Origin of the sequence: Indibacter alkaliphilus LW1 (assembly GCF_000295935.2) — a bacterium.
Taxonomy (GTDB): Bacteria; Bacteroidota; Bacteroidia; order Cytophagales; family Cyclobacteriaceae; genus Indibacter; species Indibacter alkaliphilus.
The window spans coordinates 13,381-34,317 of the sequence record NZ_ALWO02000029.1 but is presented as its reverse complement, the minus strand read 5'-3'; the positions used below and the strand labels follow the sequence as shown (position 1 = coordinate 34,317).

Below are 20,937 nucleotides of genomic sequence, written 5' to 3'. Positions count from 1 at the left end.
TATGATTCACGAAGAACTTCAGCGCATGGAAAAGCTTACCGCGCAGGTAGGCAAAAAACTCAATCAATTGGAGGAGGAAAACCTAAACCTCAATTCAGAGCTTCAGGCTTTACGGCTCAAGCTACAAGACAAGGAGCGTTCGCTGGAGGATTTTAAAAATCAAATTAAAATAGCTAAACTTGTAAACAGCATACCGGTAGAAGAAATGGAGTCTGCCGAATTGAGAGAAAAGATCAATAATTATATAAAGGAAATCGATAATATAATCGCCTACTTGTCAGAATAATATGGAAACACTTTCTATCAGGTTAAAAATCGGAGATCGGGAATACCCCATGAAAGTGAAGGCCGAGGACGAAGCCAAAATCAGACATGCAGGCAAATTGATTAATGATAAAATAAAGAGATACAGAGAAGAATTTGGATTGGACGACAGGCAGGATCTTTTGGCAATGGTGGCTTTTGATTCCATGGTGGAATCTATGGAGCAAAACATGATCAATGCGGAAGACAGCGAGATGATCCATTCAAGTGTAAAAAGAATCAACGAACAACTCAACACTCTTTTATAATTTCATCCCTCGCAATTCACAGATTTTTACTTCATCGGTAAGTTAATCATATATATAACATACCTATGGGAGAGTCATTATACATTATAATCGCAGGCGTTTTGGGCCTGGGACTTGGCGCGGTAATAGCCGGCCTTTTTCTGAAAAATAACAGTAAAAAAATCGAAGAGGAGGCCAGAGAAAAAGCCAAAAGCATTCTTAGAGAAGCAGAAATCACTGCTGAAGCTACCAAAAAAGACAAAATCCTTGAAGCCAAGGAAAAATATTTACGCTTAAAGTCTGAGTTTGAAGATGAAGTCAACAAAAAGAAAAACATCATCATCACCAATGAAAACAAACTCAAGCAGCGTGAGCAATCCCTTTCCAAAGAAATGGAGCAGATCAAAAGGAAGGAAGCTGAGCTGGATTCGAAAAAAGAGAACCTTAGCGCACAGCTTCATGCCGTTCAGATCAGAAAGGAAGAGCTGGACAGGGTGACCAATCAACGTATTTCTGATCTTGAAAAAATTGCAGCGTTGACAAGAGAAGAAGCCAGAGATCAATTGGTGGAAATGCTTAAAGACGAGGCCACAACCAAAGCATCTTCCCAGATCAAGGACATCCTGGACAATGCCAAACTCACTGCCACCAAACAGGCCAAAAAAATCGTCTTGGATACTATCCAAAGAACAGCTACTGAGCATGCTATTGAAAATTGTGTCTCTGTATTCAACATTGAATCAGATGATATCAAAGGAAAAATCATTGGTAGAGAGGGACGTAACATCCGTGCCTTGGAAGCTGCCACTGGAGTTGAGATCATCGTCGATGATACTCCTGAAGCCATCATCATTTCAGGCTTTGATCCAGTAAGAAGAGAAGTTGCCAAGCTGTCCCTTCATAGACTTGTACAGGATGGAAGAATCCACCCGGCCAGAATAGAAGAGGTAGTAGCCAAAACAGAGAAAAACATCGAAGATGAAATTATCGAAATTGGAGAAAGAACCTGCATAGACCTTGGTATACATGGACTGCACCCTGAACTGATCAGGATGGTCGGAAGAATGAGGTTCAGGTCGTCATATGGACAAAATCTCCTACAACACTCCAGAGAAGTGGCCAAACTTTGCGCTACCATGGCTGCTGAAATGGGCTTGAATGCCAAGTTGGCCAAAAGAGCAGGACTACTTCATGATATTGGAAAAGTATGGCCTGAAGAAGCTGAATTGCCCCATGCAGTCTTGGGTATGGAGTTGGCCAAAAAATACAAGGAGCATCCGGAAGTGTGTAATGCCATAGGAGCTCACCATGACGAAATCGAAATGACTTCCATGATATCTCCGATCGTTCAGGCCTCTGATGCCATTTCAGGTTCAAGACCTGGTGCAAGAAGGGAAATTATGGACAGTTATATCAAGCGTCTGAAAGAACTTGAGGAGTTGGCCCTTGCTTTTGATGGGGTTAATAAATGCTTTGCAATGCAGGCAGGCCGTGAATTGAGAGTCTTAGTAGATGCGGATAATGTAGATGATACTACTGCAAGCAAACTTTCGTTTGACATTTCACAGAAAATTGAAAAAGAAATGCAGTACCCTGGTCAAATCAAGATCACTGTGATCCGGGAAATGAGGGCGGTCAATTATGCGAAGTAAATAAAGGATAAATTCAACAAAGGTGTAGGGGAAACTCTACACCTTTGTTGTTTAAAAATATTGGGAAAACTTTTCCAAAGTTTTTATTTCATGCCAAGCTTGAATCTGAATTTAGCAAACTTTGGAAAAGTTATTTATAGCGTTTCAAAAAAAAACAACATATATCAAAAAGCTTAAAGCTCACCTTTAAATCACTATAATGCATTTTTTAATCCACCTTTTTTTCTCTCTAGGAAAACTGATTTACTCCAGTCTTTTAAACCTGAAAGTCCGGTCCAAAATCCAGAAACTCAGCAAGGAGGATATCAATATTTTGGAAAATCTTTTTCCCTATTACAAAAACCTGGGAGCAGAACATAAGAAAGATTTCACTTCGAGATTGGAATGGTTTATCGCCGAAAAAGAATTTGTGGCGAGGGGTGGTTTACAAAAGGTGACTCCGGAAATGAAACTGCTCATAGGCGCAACTGCCATTATGGTTACCTTCGGTTTCAGGGGTGTTTTTCTCCGTCATTTCCGCAAAATCCTTATCTATCCTGATTCCTATTATTCGACCATCAACCAACAATACCATTATGGCGAAGTCAATCCCAAACTTGGGATGATAGTGCTGTCATGGGAAAAGTTTGTGGAAGGATTTATGCACTCCCAAAGCGGTATCAATCTGGGAATCCATGAGATGGCCCATGCCATGAAACTGGAAAATCAAATCCATTACAACCGGGAAAGCAACTTTTTTAACCCACATCGCTGGGAGACTTATGCCAAGGAAGCAAGTCTTCAGCAGAAAAAAATCCTTAATGGGGATTCGGTTTTTTTCAGAGGATCTGCAGCGAAGAATATGCATGAGTTTTTTGCGGTGGCCTTGGAAGTGTTTTTTGAAAAGCCCAGAGAGTTTTCATCCTACAATCCCAAGCTGTATAAAAGCTTGGTCTACCTATTGAAACAGGACCCTTTGACTTTGAGCGGAAAGGGGATCGAGAGAGGTTAAACTTATTCAAAGTCTGATTGGTTTTATGTATATTAATGAAAAATTCTAAAATCATGGAAAAAATTATCATTGAGGTAGATCAGCTAACCGCTGCAAAGTGGGATTCGGTTAGCCCAATAAAGAAAAAAGAGATTTCAATTGTAAGCCCCAGCCAATTTCTCCTTCAATAATCAAAATGATATTGACCAGCGGTATTGCCAGAAAATTTATTTTTTCCCTATTTCGTCTTATACAGCATTCTTTTCCAATGAACATCAAGATCGTATTTACCCTATTCGCTCTATTGCTTTGCCATACAATTGCTTTTGCCCAGACCATAAAGCCACAATACCAAGAGCAAGTTTCTGCATTGACTGAAAAACCGGAGATCAAAAAGGCATTTGACTATATCCGTGAAATCGATGATGAGACGATCGCCGATATGATCACCTTAACAGAAATTCCTGCCCCTTCTTACCATGAGGAGGAAAAAGGAAAGGCTTTTGCCGAAATGCTCAAAGCAGCAGGTGCAGATTCTGTTTGGACAGATGAGGTCGGCAATGTCATTGGATTGAGAAAGGGAACAAAGAGAGAAAAAACCATATTGGTGGAAGGACATCTGGATACGGTTTTTCCTTTTGGTACTGATGTCACAGTTAAGCAAAGAGGAGACACCTTATTTGCACCGGGAATCGGTGATGCCAGCAGATCGATAGCAATGGTCGTAGCCCTTCTGAAAACCATGACTGCCAATGACCTGAAAGCAGAACAGGACATCTGGTTTGCCGGCACGGTCGGAGAAGAAGGCCTGGGCGACCTTTATGGTGTCAAACACCTTTTCCGAGAAGGAGCCCATCCTTTGGCTGCACATATAGCCATAGACGGTGGTGGGCTGGAAGATATTGTCAATGGCGGCATTGGTTCTTTGCGCTACAAGGTAACATTCAAAGGAAGTGGTGGCCATTCTTATGGGGCATTTGGCATTGGCAACCCCCACAACGCCTTATCACAGGCCGTGGTGGCTTTTATCCCCAAGGCGGATGACTTTACCAAAGATGGTCCAAAAACCACTTACAGCATTTCTGTACTGGGTGGGGGCACCTCAGTAAATTCCATTCCCTATGAATCGTGGATGTTGGTGGATATGCGATCCGAAAGTCAGGAAAATCTGAAGGGAATCAATGCGCTTTTTATAAAGTCAATGGAAGAGGGTCTGGAAAAGGAAAACCAAATCATCCGAAGGGGAAAGCCACTGACCGTGGACATAGAAAAAGTCGGAGACAGGCCGAGTGGATTGGCCAGTCCAGAATCGCCTCTGATCCAACAGACCATGGCCATTGCCAATTTCTTGACCGGAAAAGAACCCAGATTGAGTTCCAGTTCTACCAATTCCAATATCGCTTTTTCCAAAGGAATACCCGCAGTGACTATAGGCAGAGGAGGTGAAGGAGGCGGAGTGCATTCCCTGGATGAATGGTGGATGAACAAAGATGGGTATTTGGGGATTCAGCAAGCTCTACTACTGACACTTATGCAGGCGGGGTATAAGTAGTATATCATACCCCATTCGTTTAAACACTAGGATTAGCTTAGAAAAGTTCTCTTCTGATGTATCTATCCAAAAATCTACGTCGGCAGAATGGCGCTGATATCCATGAAAATTTACCTGCTTACTTTTGGTTTAAAACTTAATTTCCATATCGGATGAATTAGATTTTAAAATATAACAAACTGATTTGAGATTTCTGAAAAAATTCCAATCCACACCTTTATGGAAGCTAATAAGATTTTAATAAATATGAAAATCCTTACATTTTAAAAATCCGAATCAATGAGCTGATTTAGGTATTTAATGGAGCACAAAAGTACTTCAAAGAAAGAGGAAAATCCGGTAATCGGGAAAGTAAAGTTGAAATGATCGGTCTCATCAAAAAAATGTATGGAAAAATATGGAATTAGATTCCATATTTTTCCATAAATAATAATAATAAGACTAATACCCAAAAAATGCAAAGGAGTTCAGACTTCAAATAATTTCATTTGCTTTAAAGATCAAGGACAATCAACAGGTTTTCATTTACTTTTTTTGCTTCACTAGCAGGTATAATGCCTATTTTTTTAATTAATCTTTTATTGTCAATTGCCCGCAATTGATCAATCATAATATCGCATGATTTATCTAGATTAGCCATACCTTTCTGAAGATGAACGCGCAGTATTTTACTGCCCGGCTGTACATTAGAATTGATCGGACAGACCAAAGTGGAAGGATGTACTTTATTGAGAAGGTCTGTTTGGACCACCAAAACAGGCCTGGTTTAACCAGCTTCTGTCCCGAATCTTGGATCAAGATTTGCCAACCAAACCTCGAACCTTTTAACCTTCCCCATCTTCAATTTGCTCAAATTCAGATAAAACCTGCATAGATTCCATGCTTACGAGCTTAGATTCAACAGCTAGGACCTTTTCTAAAAACTTCCGCTTTTGGATTTTATTATAATAAGCCAATGCCTCATTGACATAACGGTTCCTTGACTTTTCTAATTTGAATATAAGTTCCTCGGTTTCTTGGAATATATCATCATCCAATTTAAGTGATAAGTTTTTCATATTTATTTCAGTAGATACTAAAAGTATATACCTTTTTCTAATTGTATAGTTTTGGATTGGATAAATTTATTCTGCTAAAAATAGTCCAGAACTTAAGGCTACTGATTCCTGATATCCGGATCCATAAGGCTCTTATCAGGAAATACGGATTTCACCAAAATCAGCTCACTTCATCCTTCCTCCACAAAAATACCGGCAAAGCCAAAAACACCCCCACTACACTGAAAACAAGCCCTCCAATGGTTCCTATAGCCAGAGAAAACCAGAAAATCTCGTTTTGCCCTTCCATGATAAATGGAATCAAACCAAAACAGGTAGACAATATGGTAAATAAAATAGGCACTGCTTTGCCTCCTACAGCTTTCACCACCCTGCGGTTATACACCCCTATTTTTTTGTTATTCAGGCCATTGACAATAAAGATGGCCGCATTGACTGCAAGACCTCCCAAAAGCATATTTACACCTTCCCGAGATCCTTCTTTAAAATTTACTTTAAGATTTTTTTTGAAACTATAAAAAAAGTTCAAAATTCTGCAGATCCCAAAATTACTTGTCATTTAGTTTGTATAGGGGGGTAATCTTGATTATTAAAATAATATTTGTAAATTTAATATTTAAATAATACAATATTATTTATTTTAGGTATAATAAGTTTATTTATTTTTTGGAATTAAAACTTTTAATTTTTAAGTTTAAAAAATAAATAATCTAGGATGAAAGTTTATTTATTATTCAAATGTGTTTTTTAAACCATGTTTATCAATGGATATGGATCACCAATAGCCTAAACAATAGAAGATCTATATTTTATTCTGGTGTAAGAAGTCAAGCTTGTACTATTTCTATTAAAATATTCAATCGCGATGGATGGTCAGAGTCTTCGGCTGAGCCTAATGTTCGGAGATTTTAAAACTCAATAAAATCTAAAAAAATGAAAAAGTTAATTATCGGAACAATTGTATTCGTTCTAAGCCTTGGGTTTCTTACGCCCTTGAAATCAAGTGCTCAAGAATCGGTAGAACCAGATAAGCCAAAGTATTACACTATGGCACAAACAGGCCCTGACACCTATTGTTGTGTAGAAAGCACGAACGAATTGGATTCATGCACAGGAATACCTTGTTAGTAATCAATTATTTATCACATGAATAAAAAGGGGGAAACCCCTTTTTAAATTCCTTTCTTTATGAAAAAAAGTCTTTACATTTTACAGGTTTTTATTGTTTTTATTTTATTTGTTAATTGTTCTTCACCTGGCAAAAAGGATACAGACAAACCAAAATACGTAACAATAAATCTTGAAGATTCAAATCCTGAAACTTTTGAATCATTCTTTGCAATAGAGGAAATGATCGCTATAAAAGGATCAGAAGAAATTCCTATAAAATCAATTAAAAGGGTCTTATCTAGAGAAAACAACTATTGGTTACTCTCCTCCAATAAAATTCTTCGGCTTGATTCTAATGGAGGGTTTTTAGATTCTATTTCAAGATTGGGAAATGGTCCCGGAGAATTTCAATCAGTCGATGACATTCGGTGGAATGAAAATTCTTCTTTAATAGAGGTATTAGATAGAAAAAATGGCAAATTGCTGAGATTTAATTCCGAAGGAGAGTTTCAAAATGAATGGAACAATCCTTACCTCTACTTGGCCACGTCCTTTATGCCAGATGGAGAGGATTATTTTATTTATGGCGGTGTTTTTTTTGAGGGAGATGGATATAGTACTGTTTTAGTTTCTGGTATCTCCGGTGAAAAAAAGAAAGGGTTCGGTAAAATTGAAAATCAAAGAAGGTATCTAAGTGTACTCAACAATGATACTTTTTATGCTAAGGATGGAGAAATTGATTTCTTTTATTCCGATAATGATACGCTTTATACACTAAGCGGAAACCGTTCTGACATAAGGTATATAATTGATTTGGGAAAATTTCAAACACCCTCTGAATTCTTTGATCGGTCATTTGAAAATATAATGGACTTTAGAAACCAAGCAGCAGCCAATAATTATGCGTCAGTTTTTTCAATACAACCAACAGATAGTCATTTTTTCCTTTTCTTGCTTCAGGGTTCCAAGTTCTATACTGCTATAGTAGATAGGAATACCAATGAAGTTAAGGTAACCAAAGGGTGGTCAAGCGAATTTGGAAATGATTTTTCAGATTTGAGTTCCTATTTGGTTTACACTCCTATTGGAAGTGATAGGCAATTCTTATATTTTTCTGTAGATCCCTATAAGATTAAATCAGAAATTAGTAAACTGAATGAAAATCCATCCCTTCCTGAATTCCTAAAAATCAATCCATACATTCATCGTATCAATCAAGATTTTGATAAGTATGAAAATCCTTACATTTTAAAAATCCGAATCAATGATTTTTAATTAATTAGTCCTACTTCGTCAAGATTATTATATCAAAACAATTGAATTTCACTTCTTCAAATGAAGAACAGAGTCTTGTAATCAGATATACAAAATATTTTTAGAAAATGAAAAGTTTGGATTGAATAAATTTATTCTGTTTTTAAATTATCCAGACCTTATGACTCCTGATTTGTGATATCCAAATCTTCCAAAGAAACATAAGGTTTGTCAGGGAATAATGACTTCAACAAAATTATTTAACCCCATCCTTCCTCCACAAAAACACGGGCAAAGCCAAAAACACCCCCACTACACTGAAAACAAGCCCTCCAATGGTTCCTATAGCCAGGGAAAACCAGAAAATCTCGTTTTGGCCTTCCATGATAAAAGGAATCAAACCAAAGCAGGTCGACAAAATGGTTAATAAAATAGGCACTGCTTTACCTCCTACAGCTTTCACCACCCTACGGTTATACACCCCGATTTTTCTGTTGTTCAGGTCATTGACAATAAAGATGGCCGCATTGACTGCCAGACCTCCCAACATCACAAATGCGGCATACCCCCCTTGATCAAAGTAAAAATCAAAAAGGGAAAAGATCAAAAACAGGCCTATAAAGGAAATAGGGATAATGACAATGATATAAAAGGGCTGCTTGAGGTTTTCGAAGAGTATAGAAGTAATAAAAAATATCCCTACTACCAATACCAAAATCAGACTGTACTGCCTTTTGGCTTTGTCAAAATTATAGGCCCAAGTATTCTTCTCTGCGGTATAACCAATCGGCATCTGGGTTTTCATTTCCTTCAATACCTCATCCAGGTATTCATTCCCAAACTTGGCCGAACCCATATACTCAAAAGCCACCAAACGGATGTATTGCCTGTCCTCTTTGTGCAGGGCCGTCGTAGTAGTTTCCTTTTGGAGGCTGCCAAAACTACTGACTTTGAACACCCGGTCTTCACCGGCAATCATACTTTGCTCCTCCAGGTCATAGCGGGAAAATCCAGCTGAAGCCTTTTCCCTGACAACTACACCATAGTTCTGATCATCCAGAGTGAGGTAGGCAGAAGGATTTTGAGGCTTGGAAATATCTCCCAGTGCAGACACCAATTCATACTGATTGGTCCTTTGAAGAGCCATGGCCGACTGGTCCAGGCGGAGGACAAATTCCTCAGACTTCAACTCATTCCAGCCCAAGCGCTCGTTGGTATTGACTTCCTGAATACGCTTATGCTGCAGGAGTTTTTCTGCAAGGGCTTCAGCCTGCCTCTCCAACTCGTCAAAGTTGTAGCCTTTCATCGTCACCCTAAACGACGGAATGCCCTCTCCACCAGCACCCGTATAAAAGCCCTGCCCTACTCCATAAATGGTCCACCTCGCTCCGGACCAGTCGGTGGACTTTACTGAAAGCCTACCTTTCAGCTGATATGGCAAGGCACTTTTCTCATATTCCTCTTTGAAGGTGATCACAATCTGTGCATACTGACCGGAAGTCACGTAGGTCACAAACTGGTCTACCCCATCCACTCCTTTCAAATACTTTTCAAATTCCCTGATAATAAAATCCATCTGATCCAAGGTATTTCCAAATGGAAGCCTTGCAGTAACGAAAAGTCTGGTTTTTTCTGCTTCTCTATAACTGGATTTCTCAAAAACACCCCGTACAAACATCCTCAGCGATCCTCCCAGAGCCTTGTCTACATAAGGCCGCATCTCTTCCTGATAAAAGGTACTGCCTATGGACTTGTTGTACCATTCCTGCCCCTCCCACTTGGACGGCAGGTAAAATATCGGTATGCCAAAAAGCAAGATCAAAGCTGTCACAAAGACTTTTCTGTACATGGCTACAAAGCCTATACTTCCTGAATAAAATCTAAAAGCTTTAACCCTTTTCCTTAATTGCCTGAAGGTAAGCTGCCTGCCCTTTTTAGCCTTTTCTCCAAAAAGCAAAGCATACATGGCAGGCGTGAAAAACAAGGCGACCAAAAGCGAGACCCCCAACATGACCGAGACTACTATGGAAAATTCAGAAAGATTTTTTCTATCCTCTTCCGGAAGGAAAAACACAATCATCAATGCCGCAATGGTAGTCAGGGAAGCTGCCAACAAAGCCACGAAAACATTCCTGTTGCGGTGCTTGTGCAAATGATCGATCATGATGATGGCATTGTCCACGATCAGACCAAAGGAAATCGTCAAGCCTGCCAAAGAGTAGAGATGAATATCTACTTTCAGCAGGTATAGGATAATGGCAGTAATACTGAGGTTGACGATGATACCCAAAAAAAGCGTAGAAAGGTAACGGAGGTTACGGTTGATCAGAAAAATAAAAACCACAAGGATCAGGATAGAGAGCCCGGAGCGCTTGTAGATCTTGTTCATTTCCTTCTCCAAAAACTCGGTGTCGTCATTCTCCAGCCTGACCTCCACACCTGCCGGCAGTAGCTGACGGGCTTCATCCATGGCCCCTTTGATATTTTTGGCCAAAAGTATTTTATTCACGCCATCCCTGTTGATAATGGACAGGGTGACGGAATTGTTGCCATTGATCCGATAATAGGATTGGGCTTCTGCTTCTTCCAAAGTAATCTGGGCAAGATCCCTTAGCATCACCTCTTTGCCTGACTGGGTGGTAATGATCAGGTTTTCGAGCTGGGAAATACTGTGTAAAGAACGGTCAACCTGTATGAAAAGCGTCTCTTCCCTGTTGTTGACCACAGCACCTGGATAAGTCCTTCCAAATGCACTTCGGATTACAGACTCCACAGAACCTTTGTTCAGACCGAGACTTTGTAGCCTTTGAATATCGTAGGTAATGTAGAGTTGGAGGTTATTGGCTCCTCTAACGGCTATTTCTTCGATCTCTTCAAACCGGTTGAGGGAGGACTTTAGGATATCTTCCGTGATTTTTTTGATTTCAAAAGTCGCAAAAGGCCCATTGACAGAATAGGTGAGGATAGGGGTTTTCAATTCCGACCTTCTTTCTTCGGATTGGGTTACCAAAGGGTAACTGACTTTGGAATCCATAGAAGGGTAAACCTGACGGATAATGGAAGAAACTTCAAATTTCTTGAATTCCATATCCGTGTTTTTGTCAAAGCGGAGTGTAATATTTCCCCTGTCGTAATTGGATACCGAATTAATCCTTTTCAACTCTGCCAATTGGGATAAGGCTCCTTCCAAAGGAGATGTAGCCAGCTTTTCAACCAGTTCAGGGGAAGACTGGGGTACGTTGTAGCTGACTGTCAAAACCGGTTCCCTTTCTCTGGGGTTCAGGTCCACAGATAGCCTGGGTATCAGGGCAAAGCCAATGATACTCAGCACTACAAACGCTATGATTACCCTAAATGGAGTCATGGGGAACTTAGATTTTTGATTTAAGATTTTAGATTGAGGAAGCTCATTTTTTCCTATACTTTGTTACTAGATTTCTCACTTGCTATTTATTTTTTTAATCGATTCTTATTCAGATTTAGCGTTGATTTCCTCCGTCATTCTGAACGCAGTGAAGAATCTCTTACTCTAAAGGGAAAGAGACCCTTCGCTTCACTACCATTGACAGATGTGGAGGGATCGTCATTCTGAACGTAGTGAAGAATCTCCTACTCTCAAGGAAAGAGATCCCCCGCAATGCTGCGGGACAGGCTTTCACCTCCGCAAGCTCCGGATCAGGATGACGTACACCAACTGTCATATCCTTTCTGTAAATGCCAATTTTAATGACTCAGGGTGACGACACACCACTCGTCATTCTGAACGCAGTGAAGAATCTCCAAGTCTAAAGATCCTTCAGCATGATGACAAATTCACCAACTTCTCACTTCATCACTTAAATCCTCCCATTCAGGATTCATGGTGTTTACAAGAATATTCTTCTTCTGTCTCGTCCACCCCTTTAATTGTTTTTCTCTCATAATAGCCTCGTCTATGGAGTGAAATCCCTCATAATAAACAAGCTTGTTTAGGTTATATTTAACAACAAATGAATTTGGCTTCAAGCCATTTTGATGTTCATAAAGTCGTCTTTGTAAATCATTGGTCACACCTATATATAGCGTTGTATGATGTTTATTTGTAAGAATGTAAACTGCACCGCCTTTTTGCATATTTAAGACTTTACGATAGACATTTTTTATTTACATGCAATGAGATCCTTCAGTCGTACCTCCTTCAGGATGACGAACCGCTACCCGTGATTCTGAACGCAGTGAAGAATCTTCTACTCTAAAGGGAATGAGACCCTTCGCTTCACTACCATTAACAGATAAGAGTAACCGTCATTCTTAGCGCAGCGAAGAATCCCAAACTTGTATCCATGAGATGCTTCACCTCCGCAAGCTCCGGATCAGGATGACGTACACCAACTGTCATTTCCTTTCTGTAAATTTCAATTTTAATAACTCAGGGTGACGACACACCACTCGTCATCCCTCATCCTTCATCCTTCATTTCTCATCCTTTCTTTCCCCTAGCCAAAGCCCAATACGCCAATGGCACAAAGTACATGGCTGTAAAGGTTCCTATTGTCAGGCCGCCGATCACGGAAAATACCAAAGGCCGCTGAAGATCTGCTCCTAATCCTGAACTGAAAACCACAGGCAGCAAAGCCAATATGGTGGTCACCGATGTCATCAGGATTGGTTTCAACCTAATCTCACCTGCCTCGTACATGGCCTTCTCCAAGGCTTCTCCCGGAGAATTATTTGCTGCATACTTTATCCTAAGCCTGTTGATGGTGTCAATTTTCAAAATGGCATCATTGACCATAATCCCCAACATCACCACCAAGCCTATGGCAGACATCACATTCAAAGAGGTCCCTGTCAGCAACAAGACTGTAAATGCTCCCGCAATCCCTAAGGGCAAGGTAAAGATTACCACCAAAGGCTGCACAAAACTCTCAAACTGGGCTGCCAGAATAAAGTACAGCAATAAAACCGCTACCAACAGGATCCCCAACAGTTCACTGATGGTCTCCCTGTCCTTGAAATACTGCCCCACAAATGATATCCCCAGATTTCTTTCATTTCCCCAATTCAGGATTTCCTGATTGTGGGCAGTAGGTTCATTTTCCTCCAAATACACAGATTGGAAAACCCCTCCCTTATCCGCAGTGACAAATTTGTAATGGTTTTCGTATTCAAAACGGATAAAATTGTTCAAAGCATATTCTTGTCCCTCTGTACCTTTGATATAGGAGTTGCGGAGCAAGTCCTCAAAATCTCTTTTTTCCGCTTTGAGCTTGATGGGCGTGATTTCACCAAATCTCTTGATATCGGTTATCCCATATACCCCAAAAATCCGTTTCACTTTTTCCTGCAGGTCATTTGGATTCACTCCATAGGTAGCCATTTCAGCAGCGTTGAGTCTGAAAACTACAGAAGCTTCCTTCTGCAAACCTGGCCCTCTGGAAAATTGCCGGACAGGAAATTCACCCAACCAGACATCCATGATCGACTCATCAATTGGCTTTTTGCTGCCCAGGTCCTTCCACCTGACTTCATAGTATGGCATGTTAGATGCAAAAAGCTGGTCAAAAGCATTCGGGGCATCTTCAATTTGCACTACAGCATTGGGGAAGTTTTCCTGAATCAAATTGTCCAAATGGGGCATTTGCTGCTCTTTTTGATTTTGGTTTTCAAAAAGAAAATAAAGCGTAGCCTCCTGCAAGGAGCTTTCTCCATCAAACAACAGAAACTGCCTGACCCCAATATCACTTTCAGCCTTTACAAAATCACCCCGTAAGGCCTCCAATAAAGAAAGTACCCTGTCCCTATTTTGGGCAACCCCGATAGGCTCATTCCAATTGACGGTCAATACTGCGTCTGTTTTTTCAATAGGAGGCAAACCCCTGGTTTCCAAAAATAAGGACAAAGCCAATCCTGCCGGGATCAATATCACAAATAGGGCAAAACTGAGTTTCCTTTTCGCAAAAATCTTAATATAAAGACGTTTATATCCTGCCAATATCCTTACAAACAATTTTGAATCCTCTTGTATCTCCTGACCTTCGGGCTGCTTTCGGAAGAAAAATCTGTACAGCATAGGCAGAAAAATAAAAGCCACCAAAAGGGAAACTCCCAAGATGGAAGCCACAGCTACCGCTTGGTCAAAGAATAAAGCACCGGAAATTCCGGATAGAAAGACCAGCGGGACAAATACCGCCAAAGTAGTCAATACGGAACTGATCAGTGCCGACATCACTTCATTGACGCCCTCTACACAGGCTTCAAACAAGGGCAATCCTTCTTTTCTTTTTCTGGTAATGTTATCCAATACAATGATGGAATTGTCTATCAACATCCCCAAACCTAAAGCCAGGCCGGAAAGTGAAATCACATTGATGGAAATATCGAAAAAATAGAAAACCAGAAAACTGATAATCAGGGAAGAGGGCAAAGAGAGCCCAATGATGATGGGTGTTTTGTAATTGCCCATAAAGACAAATAATACCCCGAAAGCAAATAAACCTCCGAACAGCAAACTGGTCTGCAGGTTGCTGATGCCTGCATTGAGCAATACCGACTGGTCTTGGGTCACATCGAATGCCACTTGCGGATAATCAGTCCTGAAGATTTCAATTGCCTCATAGATTTTGGGCAACAGTTCATTCATTTTGGCAGCAGCCTGCTTGTGTACGGTAATAACCAGCCCTTCATTCTCACCGAAAAGGTGGTAACCTAAAGGTTCGCTTGTCTCATACTGTACCGTCGCCACAGTACTCAAATCTACCGTAACACCTTCTGAAGAAGTCACGGGAAGCTTCATAATGTCCTCGGGACTGTCCACCCGGGTAGCCAATCTTAAATAATACCTGAACTGTCCATCTTCGACGGAAATGCCCGGTAATTCTTCATTGCCGTATTTGATGGCATTGATGACATTCTCCTCAGTCATGCCAAGCCCCCTTAGAATTGCAATTTTGGGGCTGACAGTGATCATCCGTTCTTTTTTCCCATTGATATCTACCAAAGAGACCCCTTCAAGCTGTTCCAAACGCTTTTTGAGGACATTTTCGGTAAGCAGACTGACTTCTGTAAAATCAAATCCATCCTTGGGCACAACCTGCACCCTTACGACAGGAATATCATTGGTATTGATTCGGATGACTTGAGGACGGCTGAGGTCAGATGGCAAGGAATTGGTCAAGCGGTCAATTTTCTCATTGACCTCAATGTAGGCCAGTTCCATTCTGGTACCATAATCAAACGTCAGCCTGATAGTCCCCACTTCTGAACCTGCTTTGCTGTCCATATCTTCAAGTCCACCCAAAGTCATCAGCCCTTCCCTAATTGGAGAAAGCACATTCTGCTCAATGGCCTCGGGTGATGCATTGGGGTAATTGACCTTGACCAGAATCTGGGGGACATCTATAGGAGGCAAAAGGGAAATAGGCAAAGTCCTGAATACGATGACTGAAAAGACCATTAAGGCCAAAAATGTCATCAATACCGCTATGGGCCTCGCCAATAAAAATCTAACCATAATCTTAGTCTTTTACCGGCTTTACAGGTGCCTCATGGGCAAGCTGAAGGTTATTTGTAACAATGACGGTTTCCCCTGCTTCCAAACCTTCCAGAATCTCCACCTCACGGCCATTGTCCTTTCCCGGTTCAACATAATTCCATTTGGATTCATTGCCATTGACCACGGTGAAGACCACAGGCCTGCCAGACCTGGACACTACTGCTTGCTTGGGTACCACTATACTGTTACTTTGAGGTGCTTTGATGATGGCCCTGGCATTCATCCCCGGCAGCAAACCTTTACTTTCAGTCACCTGAATCCCTACCAATACCAGTCCGTTTTCATCCACTTTGGGATTGATGCTTCTGACTTTACCGGAAAGCTGGGTTCCTCCAGAACCTACCGGAATGATCTCGGCTCCCTGCCCGATCGATACCATGTGGATGTCCGATTCCAGCACCTTGACCTTCAATTCCAATTGGGAGGGATTGATGATCTCCATCAGTTCATCCCCTGCATTGACCAAGCTTCCGGTTTTGACCTGAAGATCGGCCACCCTGCCGGAAGTAGGTGCTTTGATAATGCTTTTTTCCAAATCCAGTTCTGCTTCTTTGAGTTCAAGCTGTGCTGTAAAAAGACCGCTTTTGGCCATCAATTGATCCCTTACGGGTATAATTCTGGCAGAATCTCCGGAAGTAAATATCCCGTCAAAGCTGAGAATCTCTGATTGGTAGGTAGCTTCGGCATTTTTCAGGTTGATCTTGGCCTTTTCCAGTTTGAAAAGACTTTCTGTCTGATCCAACTTGGCCAGGATTTTACCTTTTTCCACATAGTCCCCTTCCTTGACATTCAACTCAGTCAGGTAGCCGGACCTCTCAAAAATCACCTTGAGCTGGTCCAATGCTTCAATTTTCCCTGAGGCATTGATCAGGTAATCAAAAGTCTTTTTTTCGGACAGAGCCACCCGCACAGGTGTGGCCTCCACCTCGCTTCTGAAATTATCCATAGGTTGCTCATTTGATTCTGCCTTGTCTTCCGAACAGGAGAGTATGAACAAAATATAAAGGCAACAAAGTGATGAAAAATAGAAACGCATAGGCATAAGTTTTACAGACCTTTAAATAAACTAAGTAATTAGAAAATTCAAAAGATTTATGTAAAAAGTAATGGAAGGATCAATATTTTTTAACTTCAAAACCTGAAGGATAAGAAAATGATCCGAGACAATGGCATTCAAGCGGGTATCAACATTGCTGATCTCAAACAGAAAATTGAGAAGGTGGATGAATTCAGATTTATGCAATAGGTATTAGGCCACTACCTAAAAACCTGCTCGATTATTAAAAACAATTTTTCGTAAATTTAACTATGGAAAAAGAGGAGTCTAAATCAGGTGTAAAAGAATATTGGATCGTGGATCCGGAAGGGAAAACTGTTTTGATCTACACCTTGACACAAGGGAAATATTCCGCCTCGCGATGGATGACCGAAGGTGACTTAGCCAAGTCTTCCGTGCTTTCCGGTTTTGAACTGGATTTGGACGAGTTTTTTAAAGACACCTAAAATTAGATATTGTCATTCGCATCTTAACCGTTTGTGCAATTTTTAAGAGTTAAGAATTGCTTTAAGCCAATATCTTTTAATATCAAATATCTAAAAATTAGAATATCATAAAGGATTTTGATAAAACCCTAATCTGATTATACGCTTCTTTGCCAGTAAATCAATTCATTGGCTTATTCGGTTGCTAATGGTCAATATCCACAAATAACTTGTCCTTAGCGGCGGATCGGATTTAGATAATTCGGATTTTTTAATGTTACTGGTAAAGTTTCGTATATCCATAAATCCTAATACCCATACTTACCCTTCCACCTGGAATTCAGGTATTTTCTCAGTTCATTTTCGCGGGCATTGCTACCAGGCTCATAAAGTTTAAGATTTTTGAGCTCATCGGGCAAGTATTCCTGATTGACAAAGTTCCCCTCATAATCATGCGAGTACTTATACTCCTTGCCATAATTCAGGTCTTTCATCAGCTTGGTGGGCGCATTGCGCAAGTGAAGCGGAACGGGAAGATCCCCTTTCTCCCTCACCAATGCCTGGGCCTTGTTGATTGCCATGTAGGAAGCGTTGCTCTTTGGGCAACTTGCCAGGTAAGTGACACATTGAGAGAGGATGATTCTGGCCTCCGGATAGCCTATGATTTTGACTGCTTCAAAGCAGTTTGTGGCGAGCAGCAAAGCATTTGGATTGGCGTTGCCAATGTCTTCAGACGCAAGGATGACCAAGCGTCGTGCAATAAACTTCACATCTTCCCCTCCTTCGATCATCCTGGCCAGCCAATACACAGCCGCATTGGGATCAGATCCCCGGATGGATTTGATAAAAGCAGAAATGATGTCATAATGTTGCTCACCTGACTTGTCGTACAAGACCACCTTTTGCTGGGCGATCTTGGTGACTTTTTCATTGGTGATCACACAGGGATCTTCCTCCAATCCATTGATCACAATTTCAAACAGGTTCAACAATTTCCGTCCATCACCTCCTGACAGCCGCAATAGAGCCTCTGTTTCTTTCAGCTCTATATGCTTCTTTTTAATCAATACATCCTTTTCCATGGCTTGATGCAGCATGGCTTCCAGTTCAGTCCTTCCCAGTGGATTGAGGGTAAAGACCTGACAGCGGGAAAGTAAGGCTGCATTGACTTCAAAAGATGGGTTTTCCGTAGTAGCTCCGATCAGGCGGATGATTCCCTTTTCCACTGCTCCAAGAAGTGCATCTTGTTGGGACTTATTGAAGCGGTGGATTTCATCAATAAAAAGTACCACACCCATCTGGAATTTTGCCTTTTCGATCACTTCACGGATATCTTTCACACCCGAACTGATGGCGCTCAAGGTATAAAAAGGAGCTTTGATTTCATTGGCTATGATATTGGCAATGGTGGTCTTCCCTACCCCTGGAGGCCCCCAGAGTATCAGAGAAGGTACACTGCCGCTTTTGATGGCCCGGTGCAAAAATGAAGTGGGTGCCGAAAGGTGCTCCTGCCCAATCAGTTCTTCCAACTTTGACGGACGCATTCTTTCTGCTAGAGGGGTATTGTTCATTGATGATGCTGATATTGGCTTGAAACGGATTCTTTCCTAGAGTACAAAATTAGAAAGATATTGATGGATATTGGATATTCGGAACTAAAGCAATAACAAAAAAACCGATTTAGCTTAGTTCCGATACTGATTGATATTGGATACTTATTGATATTGGTAGATAGGAACCGATGAAATTGATAAATTGATATTTCTAGCAAAGCAGTGTGTACTCAAAAAAGGATATTGATGGTAATTGACTATTAATTACATTTGGAACTCTACAATAACAAAAAACAATTAATCAAATAAAGAAATTTCCGGTTGGTGGTCAAGGAGAATCAACCTCGAACACAGACTGGTCTACAGAACAGACAATGATTCCATTTATATACTCCAGTGCAGATACCATTACTGAGTAGATATGCAGAAGGTATTTATTTTATCAAAGTAAAATATCTTACGTTCAAAAAGTAAATCTTTTTACGCTGTAAAAATAAGTTTTATAAACTTCATGGCAAGGTCCAAAGAGAATGAATTATAAGGTACCTAGGATTGCTTTCTCCAATTCCTCCTGAAAAAGATCTAATGCTGACGTGTGCGGAACCAATGGGGCTCCGATAAATTTGGAAAGTAATTTACCATCCTTGACGATAAAATGACTTGGAGAAATTACAACGTAAAATTATTCTAACCATACTTTGAATTCAAATGTCCATAAATATCCACCTAATTTCACCCCATTATTTCGCTGAAAGCATATCCCGAATCGCTAAAGCTCTCAAGACCTCCGCTAAAGCTTCGGTTTCAACAGTATTTCAAACTGAAAAAACAGCTAACATTTAAGACCTTCGGGGATTTTAAAACCCCAAAGGTCACCCAATATCTCAACCATATTTCGCCGAAGGCATATTTCCACCTTATTTCACGAAGTATACCCCGATAAACCGGGACAAGTTATCCATCAATATCATGAAATAAATATCAACCCAATATTTCAACCTTATTTCACGAAGTATATTTCGCGAAGCATATATCCAATTAATATCCACCTAATATCACGAAGTAAGTATCTATGAAATATCCTCTAACCTCTCCCCAAAAACCCCCATCATCTCATCATCGAAATCCAAATGCGTCACAAAACGAATCTGATCTTTGCCAAACTTGACGGCTTTGATTCCCTGCGCCTCTAATTTTGACAGCATCTCTGCCGGGGTAATTCCTGATAGCCTGGCTATCACAATATTGGTCATTACCGGAAAGACTTCAGCTACTAGAGGATGTTGTTCCAGCATTTCACCGAGTTTTCTTGCTCTTGCATGGTCTTCTTTCAGCCGCTCCACATGATGATCCAAGGCATAGATGGCCGCAGCAGCCAAAAACCCAGCCTGACGCATGCCTCCGCCAAAAGCTTTTCTAACTTTTCTTGCGCGCTTGATATCTGCTTTGGTTCCCAAAAGCACAGAACCTACCGGACAACCCAATCCCTTGCTCAAACAAATAGAAATCGTATCAAACATAGCTCCCCATTCTTTGGGACTTTCACCAGATTCTACCAAAGCATTGAAAAGTCTGGCACCATCCAAATGCAACTTTAAGCCATACTGTTCACAGATCGCTTTGATGGGCTTGATTTCATCCAGTGTGTAGATACTTCCCCCACCTTTGTTCATGGTATTCTCCAGAGAAACCAATGTCGTCTCAGGTGCATGCACATCATCTGGATTGATGGCATCTAGAATATCCTGAGGACTTATTTTGCCGTAAGGACCATCAAGCAACTTAACCGAAGCATGGGAATTGGACATGATGCCGCCACCCTCGTAGAGGTAGATATGTGAATATTTATGGCAAATCACCTCCGTCTGCAACCCAGTATGCAAGCGGATGGCAATCTGATTGGTCATGGTACCAGATGGGCAAAACAAGCCAGCCTCCATACCAAACATGTCCGCCAGCTTTTGTTCCAGTGCATTCACCGTGGGATCCTCCCCAAACACATCATCCCCAATTTCCGCAGCCCACATGGCTTGAAGCATGCCTGGGGTGGGCTTAGTTAGGGTATCGCTTCTTAAATCAATTATCATACAACATTAGTTAAGAAAATACAGTGGAAATATACTTTGTGAAATATAATTTATAACTGAAATACACTGCGTGAAATAAATTGAAATATGCCTTCGGCGATATAATATCAAGCATCATACGTTTTTATAAGTAC

The 20,937-nt window shown here is 40.8% G+C and carries 16 protein-coding genes and 1 pseudogene; 8 read left to right on the top strand and 9 right to left on the bottom strand.

The features are described from left to right. The first annotated feature begins 1 nt into the window (after position 1). The 5 genes from A33Q_RS07925 (at position 2) to A33Q_RS07905 (ending at position 4,725) form a co-directional block, all read left to right on the top strand. A complete protein-coding gene (locus A33Q_RS07925; protein ID WP_009035942.1) occupies positions 2 to 286 on the top strand; it encodes a hypothetical protein in 285 nt (94 codons plus the stop codon). A 1-nt stretch (position 287) separates the two neighbouring features. Then, positions 288 to 572 (top strand): cell division protein ZapA, encoded by a 285-nt coding sequence (locus tag A33Q_RS07920; RefSeq protein WP_009035943.1) that lies wholly within the window; start codon positions 288 to 290, stop codon positions 570 to 572. Between the two features lie 65 nt (positions 573 to 637). After that, complete coding sequence (gene rny / locus A33Q_RS07915; protein ID WP_009035944.1) at positions 638 to 2,203, top strand: ribonuclease Y; 1,566 nt, start codon at positions 638 to 640, stop codon at positions 2,201 to 2,203. Between the two features lie 199 nt (positions 2,204 to 2,402). Then, on the top strand, positions 2,403 to 3,194 hold the full coding sequence (locus A33Q_RS07910) for a zinc-dependent peptidase (RefSeq protein WP_009035945.1): 792 nt from the start codon (positions 2,403 to 2,405) through the stop codon (positions 3,192 to 3,194). 247 nt (positions 3,195 to 3,441) lie between these two features. Then, positions 3,442 to 4,725 (top strand): M20/M25/M40 family metallo-hydrolase, encoded by a 1,284-nt coding sequence (locus tag A33Q_RS07905; protein WP_016254923.1) that lies wholly within the window; start codon positions 3,442 to 3,444, stop codon positions 4,723 to 4,725. A 493-nt stretch (positions 4,726 to 5,218) separates the two neighbouring features. Here A33Q_RS07905 and A33Q_RS07900 read toward each other — a convergent pair whose 3' ends face one another. The 3 genes and pseudogenes from A33Q_RS07900 to A33Q_RS07890 form a co-directional block, all read right to left on the bottom strand. Then, entirely contained in the window at positions 5,219 to 5,479 is a 261-nt protein-coding gene (locus tag A33Q_RS07900) for a type II toxin-antitoxin system PemK/MazF family toxin (RefSeq protein ID WP_009035947.1), read from the bottom strand. 70 nt (positions 5,480 to 5,549) lie between these two features. Beyond that, positions 5,550 to 5,783, bottom strand: a complete 234-nt coding sequence (locus A33Q_RS07895; protein ID WP_009035948.1) for a hypothetical protein — start codon at positions 5,781 to 5,783, stop codon at positions 5,550 to 5,552. 160 nt (positions 5,784 to 5,943) lie between these two features. Beyond that, a pseudogene (locus A33Q_RS07890) lies at positions 5,944 to 6,240 on the bottom strand (efflux RND transporter permease subunit); the annotation flags it as partial. Between the two features lie 731 nt (positions 6,241 to 6,971). On the opposite strand from A33Q_RS07890, the gene A33Q_RS07885 reads away from it, so the two are divergent. Continuing rightward, entirely contained in the window at positions 6,972 to 8,168 is a 1,197-nt protein-coding gene (locus A33Q_RS07885) for a 6-bladed beta-propeller (protein WP_009035950.1), read from the top strand. A 235-nt stretch (positions 8,169 to 8,403) separates the two neighbouring features. Here A33Q_RS07885 and A33Q_RS07880 read toward each other — a convergent pair whose 3' ends face one another. The 4 genes from A33Q_RS07880 to A33Q_RS07865 all read right to left on the bottom strand — a co-directional run bounded on the left by A33Q_RS07880 (position 8,404) and on the right by A33Q_RS07865 (position 16,717). Next, complete coding sequence (locus A33Q_RS07880) at positions 8,404 to 11,511, bottom strand: efflux RND transporter permease subunit (RefSeq protein ID WP_009035951.1); 3,108 nt, start codon at positions 11,509 to 11,511, stop codon at positions 8,404 to 8,406. Positions 11,512 to 11,960: 449 nt separating this feature from the next. Then, on the bottom strand, positions 11,961 to 12,260 hold the full coding sequence (locus tag A33Q_RS07875; RefSeq protein WP_009035952.1) for a GIY-YIG nuclease family protein: 300 nt from the start codon (positions 12,258 to 12,260) through the stop codon (positions 11,961 to 11,963). 346 nt (positions 12,261 to 12,606) lie between these two features. Continuing rightward, complete coding sequence (locus A33Q_RS07870) at positions 12,607 to 15,639, bottom strand: efflux RND transporter permease subunit (RefSeq protein WP_009035953.1); 3,033 nt, start codon at positions 15,637 to 15,639, stop codon at positions 12,607 to 12,609. A 4-nt stretch (positions 15,640 to 15,643) separates the two neighbouring features. Then, positions 15,644 to 16,717, bottom strand: coding sequence for an efflux RND transporter periplasmic adaptor subunit (locus tag A33Q_RS07865; RefSeq protein WP_016254918.1), 1,074 nt, complete (start codon positions 16,715 to 16,717; stop codon positions 15,644 to 15,646). A 272-nt stretch (positions 16,718 to 16,989) separates the two neighbouring features. Here A33Q_RS07865 and A33Q_RS07860 point away from each other — a divergent pair, with 272 nt between their 5' ends. Beyond that, complete coding sequence (locus tag A33Q_RS07860) at positions 16,990 to 17,184, top strand: Uma2 family endonuclease (RefSeq protein WP_009035955.1); 195 nt, start codon at positions 16,990 to 16,992, stop codon at positions 17,182 to 17,184. A gap of 287 nt (positions 17,185 to 17,471) precedes the next feature. Here the strand turns inward: A33Q_RS07860 and A33Q_RS07855 are convergent, their stop codons facing one another. After that, entirely contained in the window at positions 17,472 to 18,734 is a 1,263-nt protein-coding gene (locus tag A33Q_RS07855) for a replication-associated recombination protein A (RefSeq protein ID WP_009035956.1), read from the bottom strand. Between the two features lie 295 nt (positions 18,735 to 19,029). Between A33Q_RS07855 and A33Q_RS21815 the strand changes: the two genes are divergently transcribed. Continuing rightward, positions 19,030 to 19,131, top strand: a complete 102-nt coding sequence (locus tag A33Q_RS21815) for a type II toxin-antitoxin system YoeB family toxin (RefSeq protein ID WP_084328474.1) — start codon at positions 19,030 to 19,032, stop codon at positions 19,129 to 19,131. A 655-nt stretch (positions 19,132 to 19,786) separates the two neighbouring features. On the opposite strand, the gene A33Q_RS07850 is transcribed toward A33Q_RS21815, so the two are convergent. Continuing rightward, a complete protein-coding gene (locus A33Q_RS07850; protein WP_040490243.1) occupies positions 19,787 to 20,803 on the bottom strand; it encodes a threonine aldolase family protein in 1,017 nt (338 codons plus the stop codon). Positions 20,804 to 20,937 lie beyond the last annotated feature (134 nt).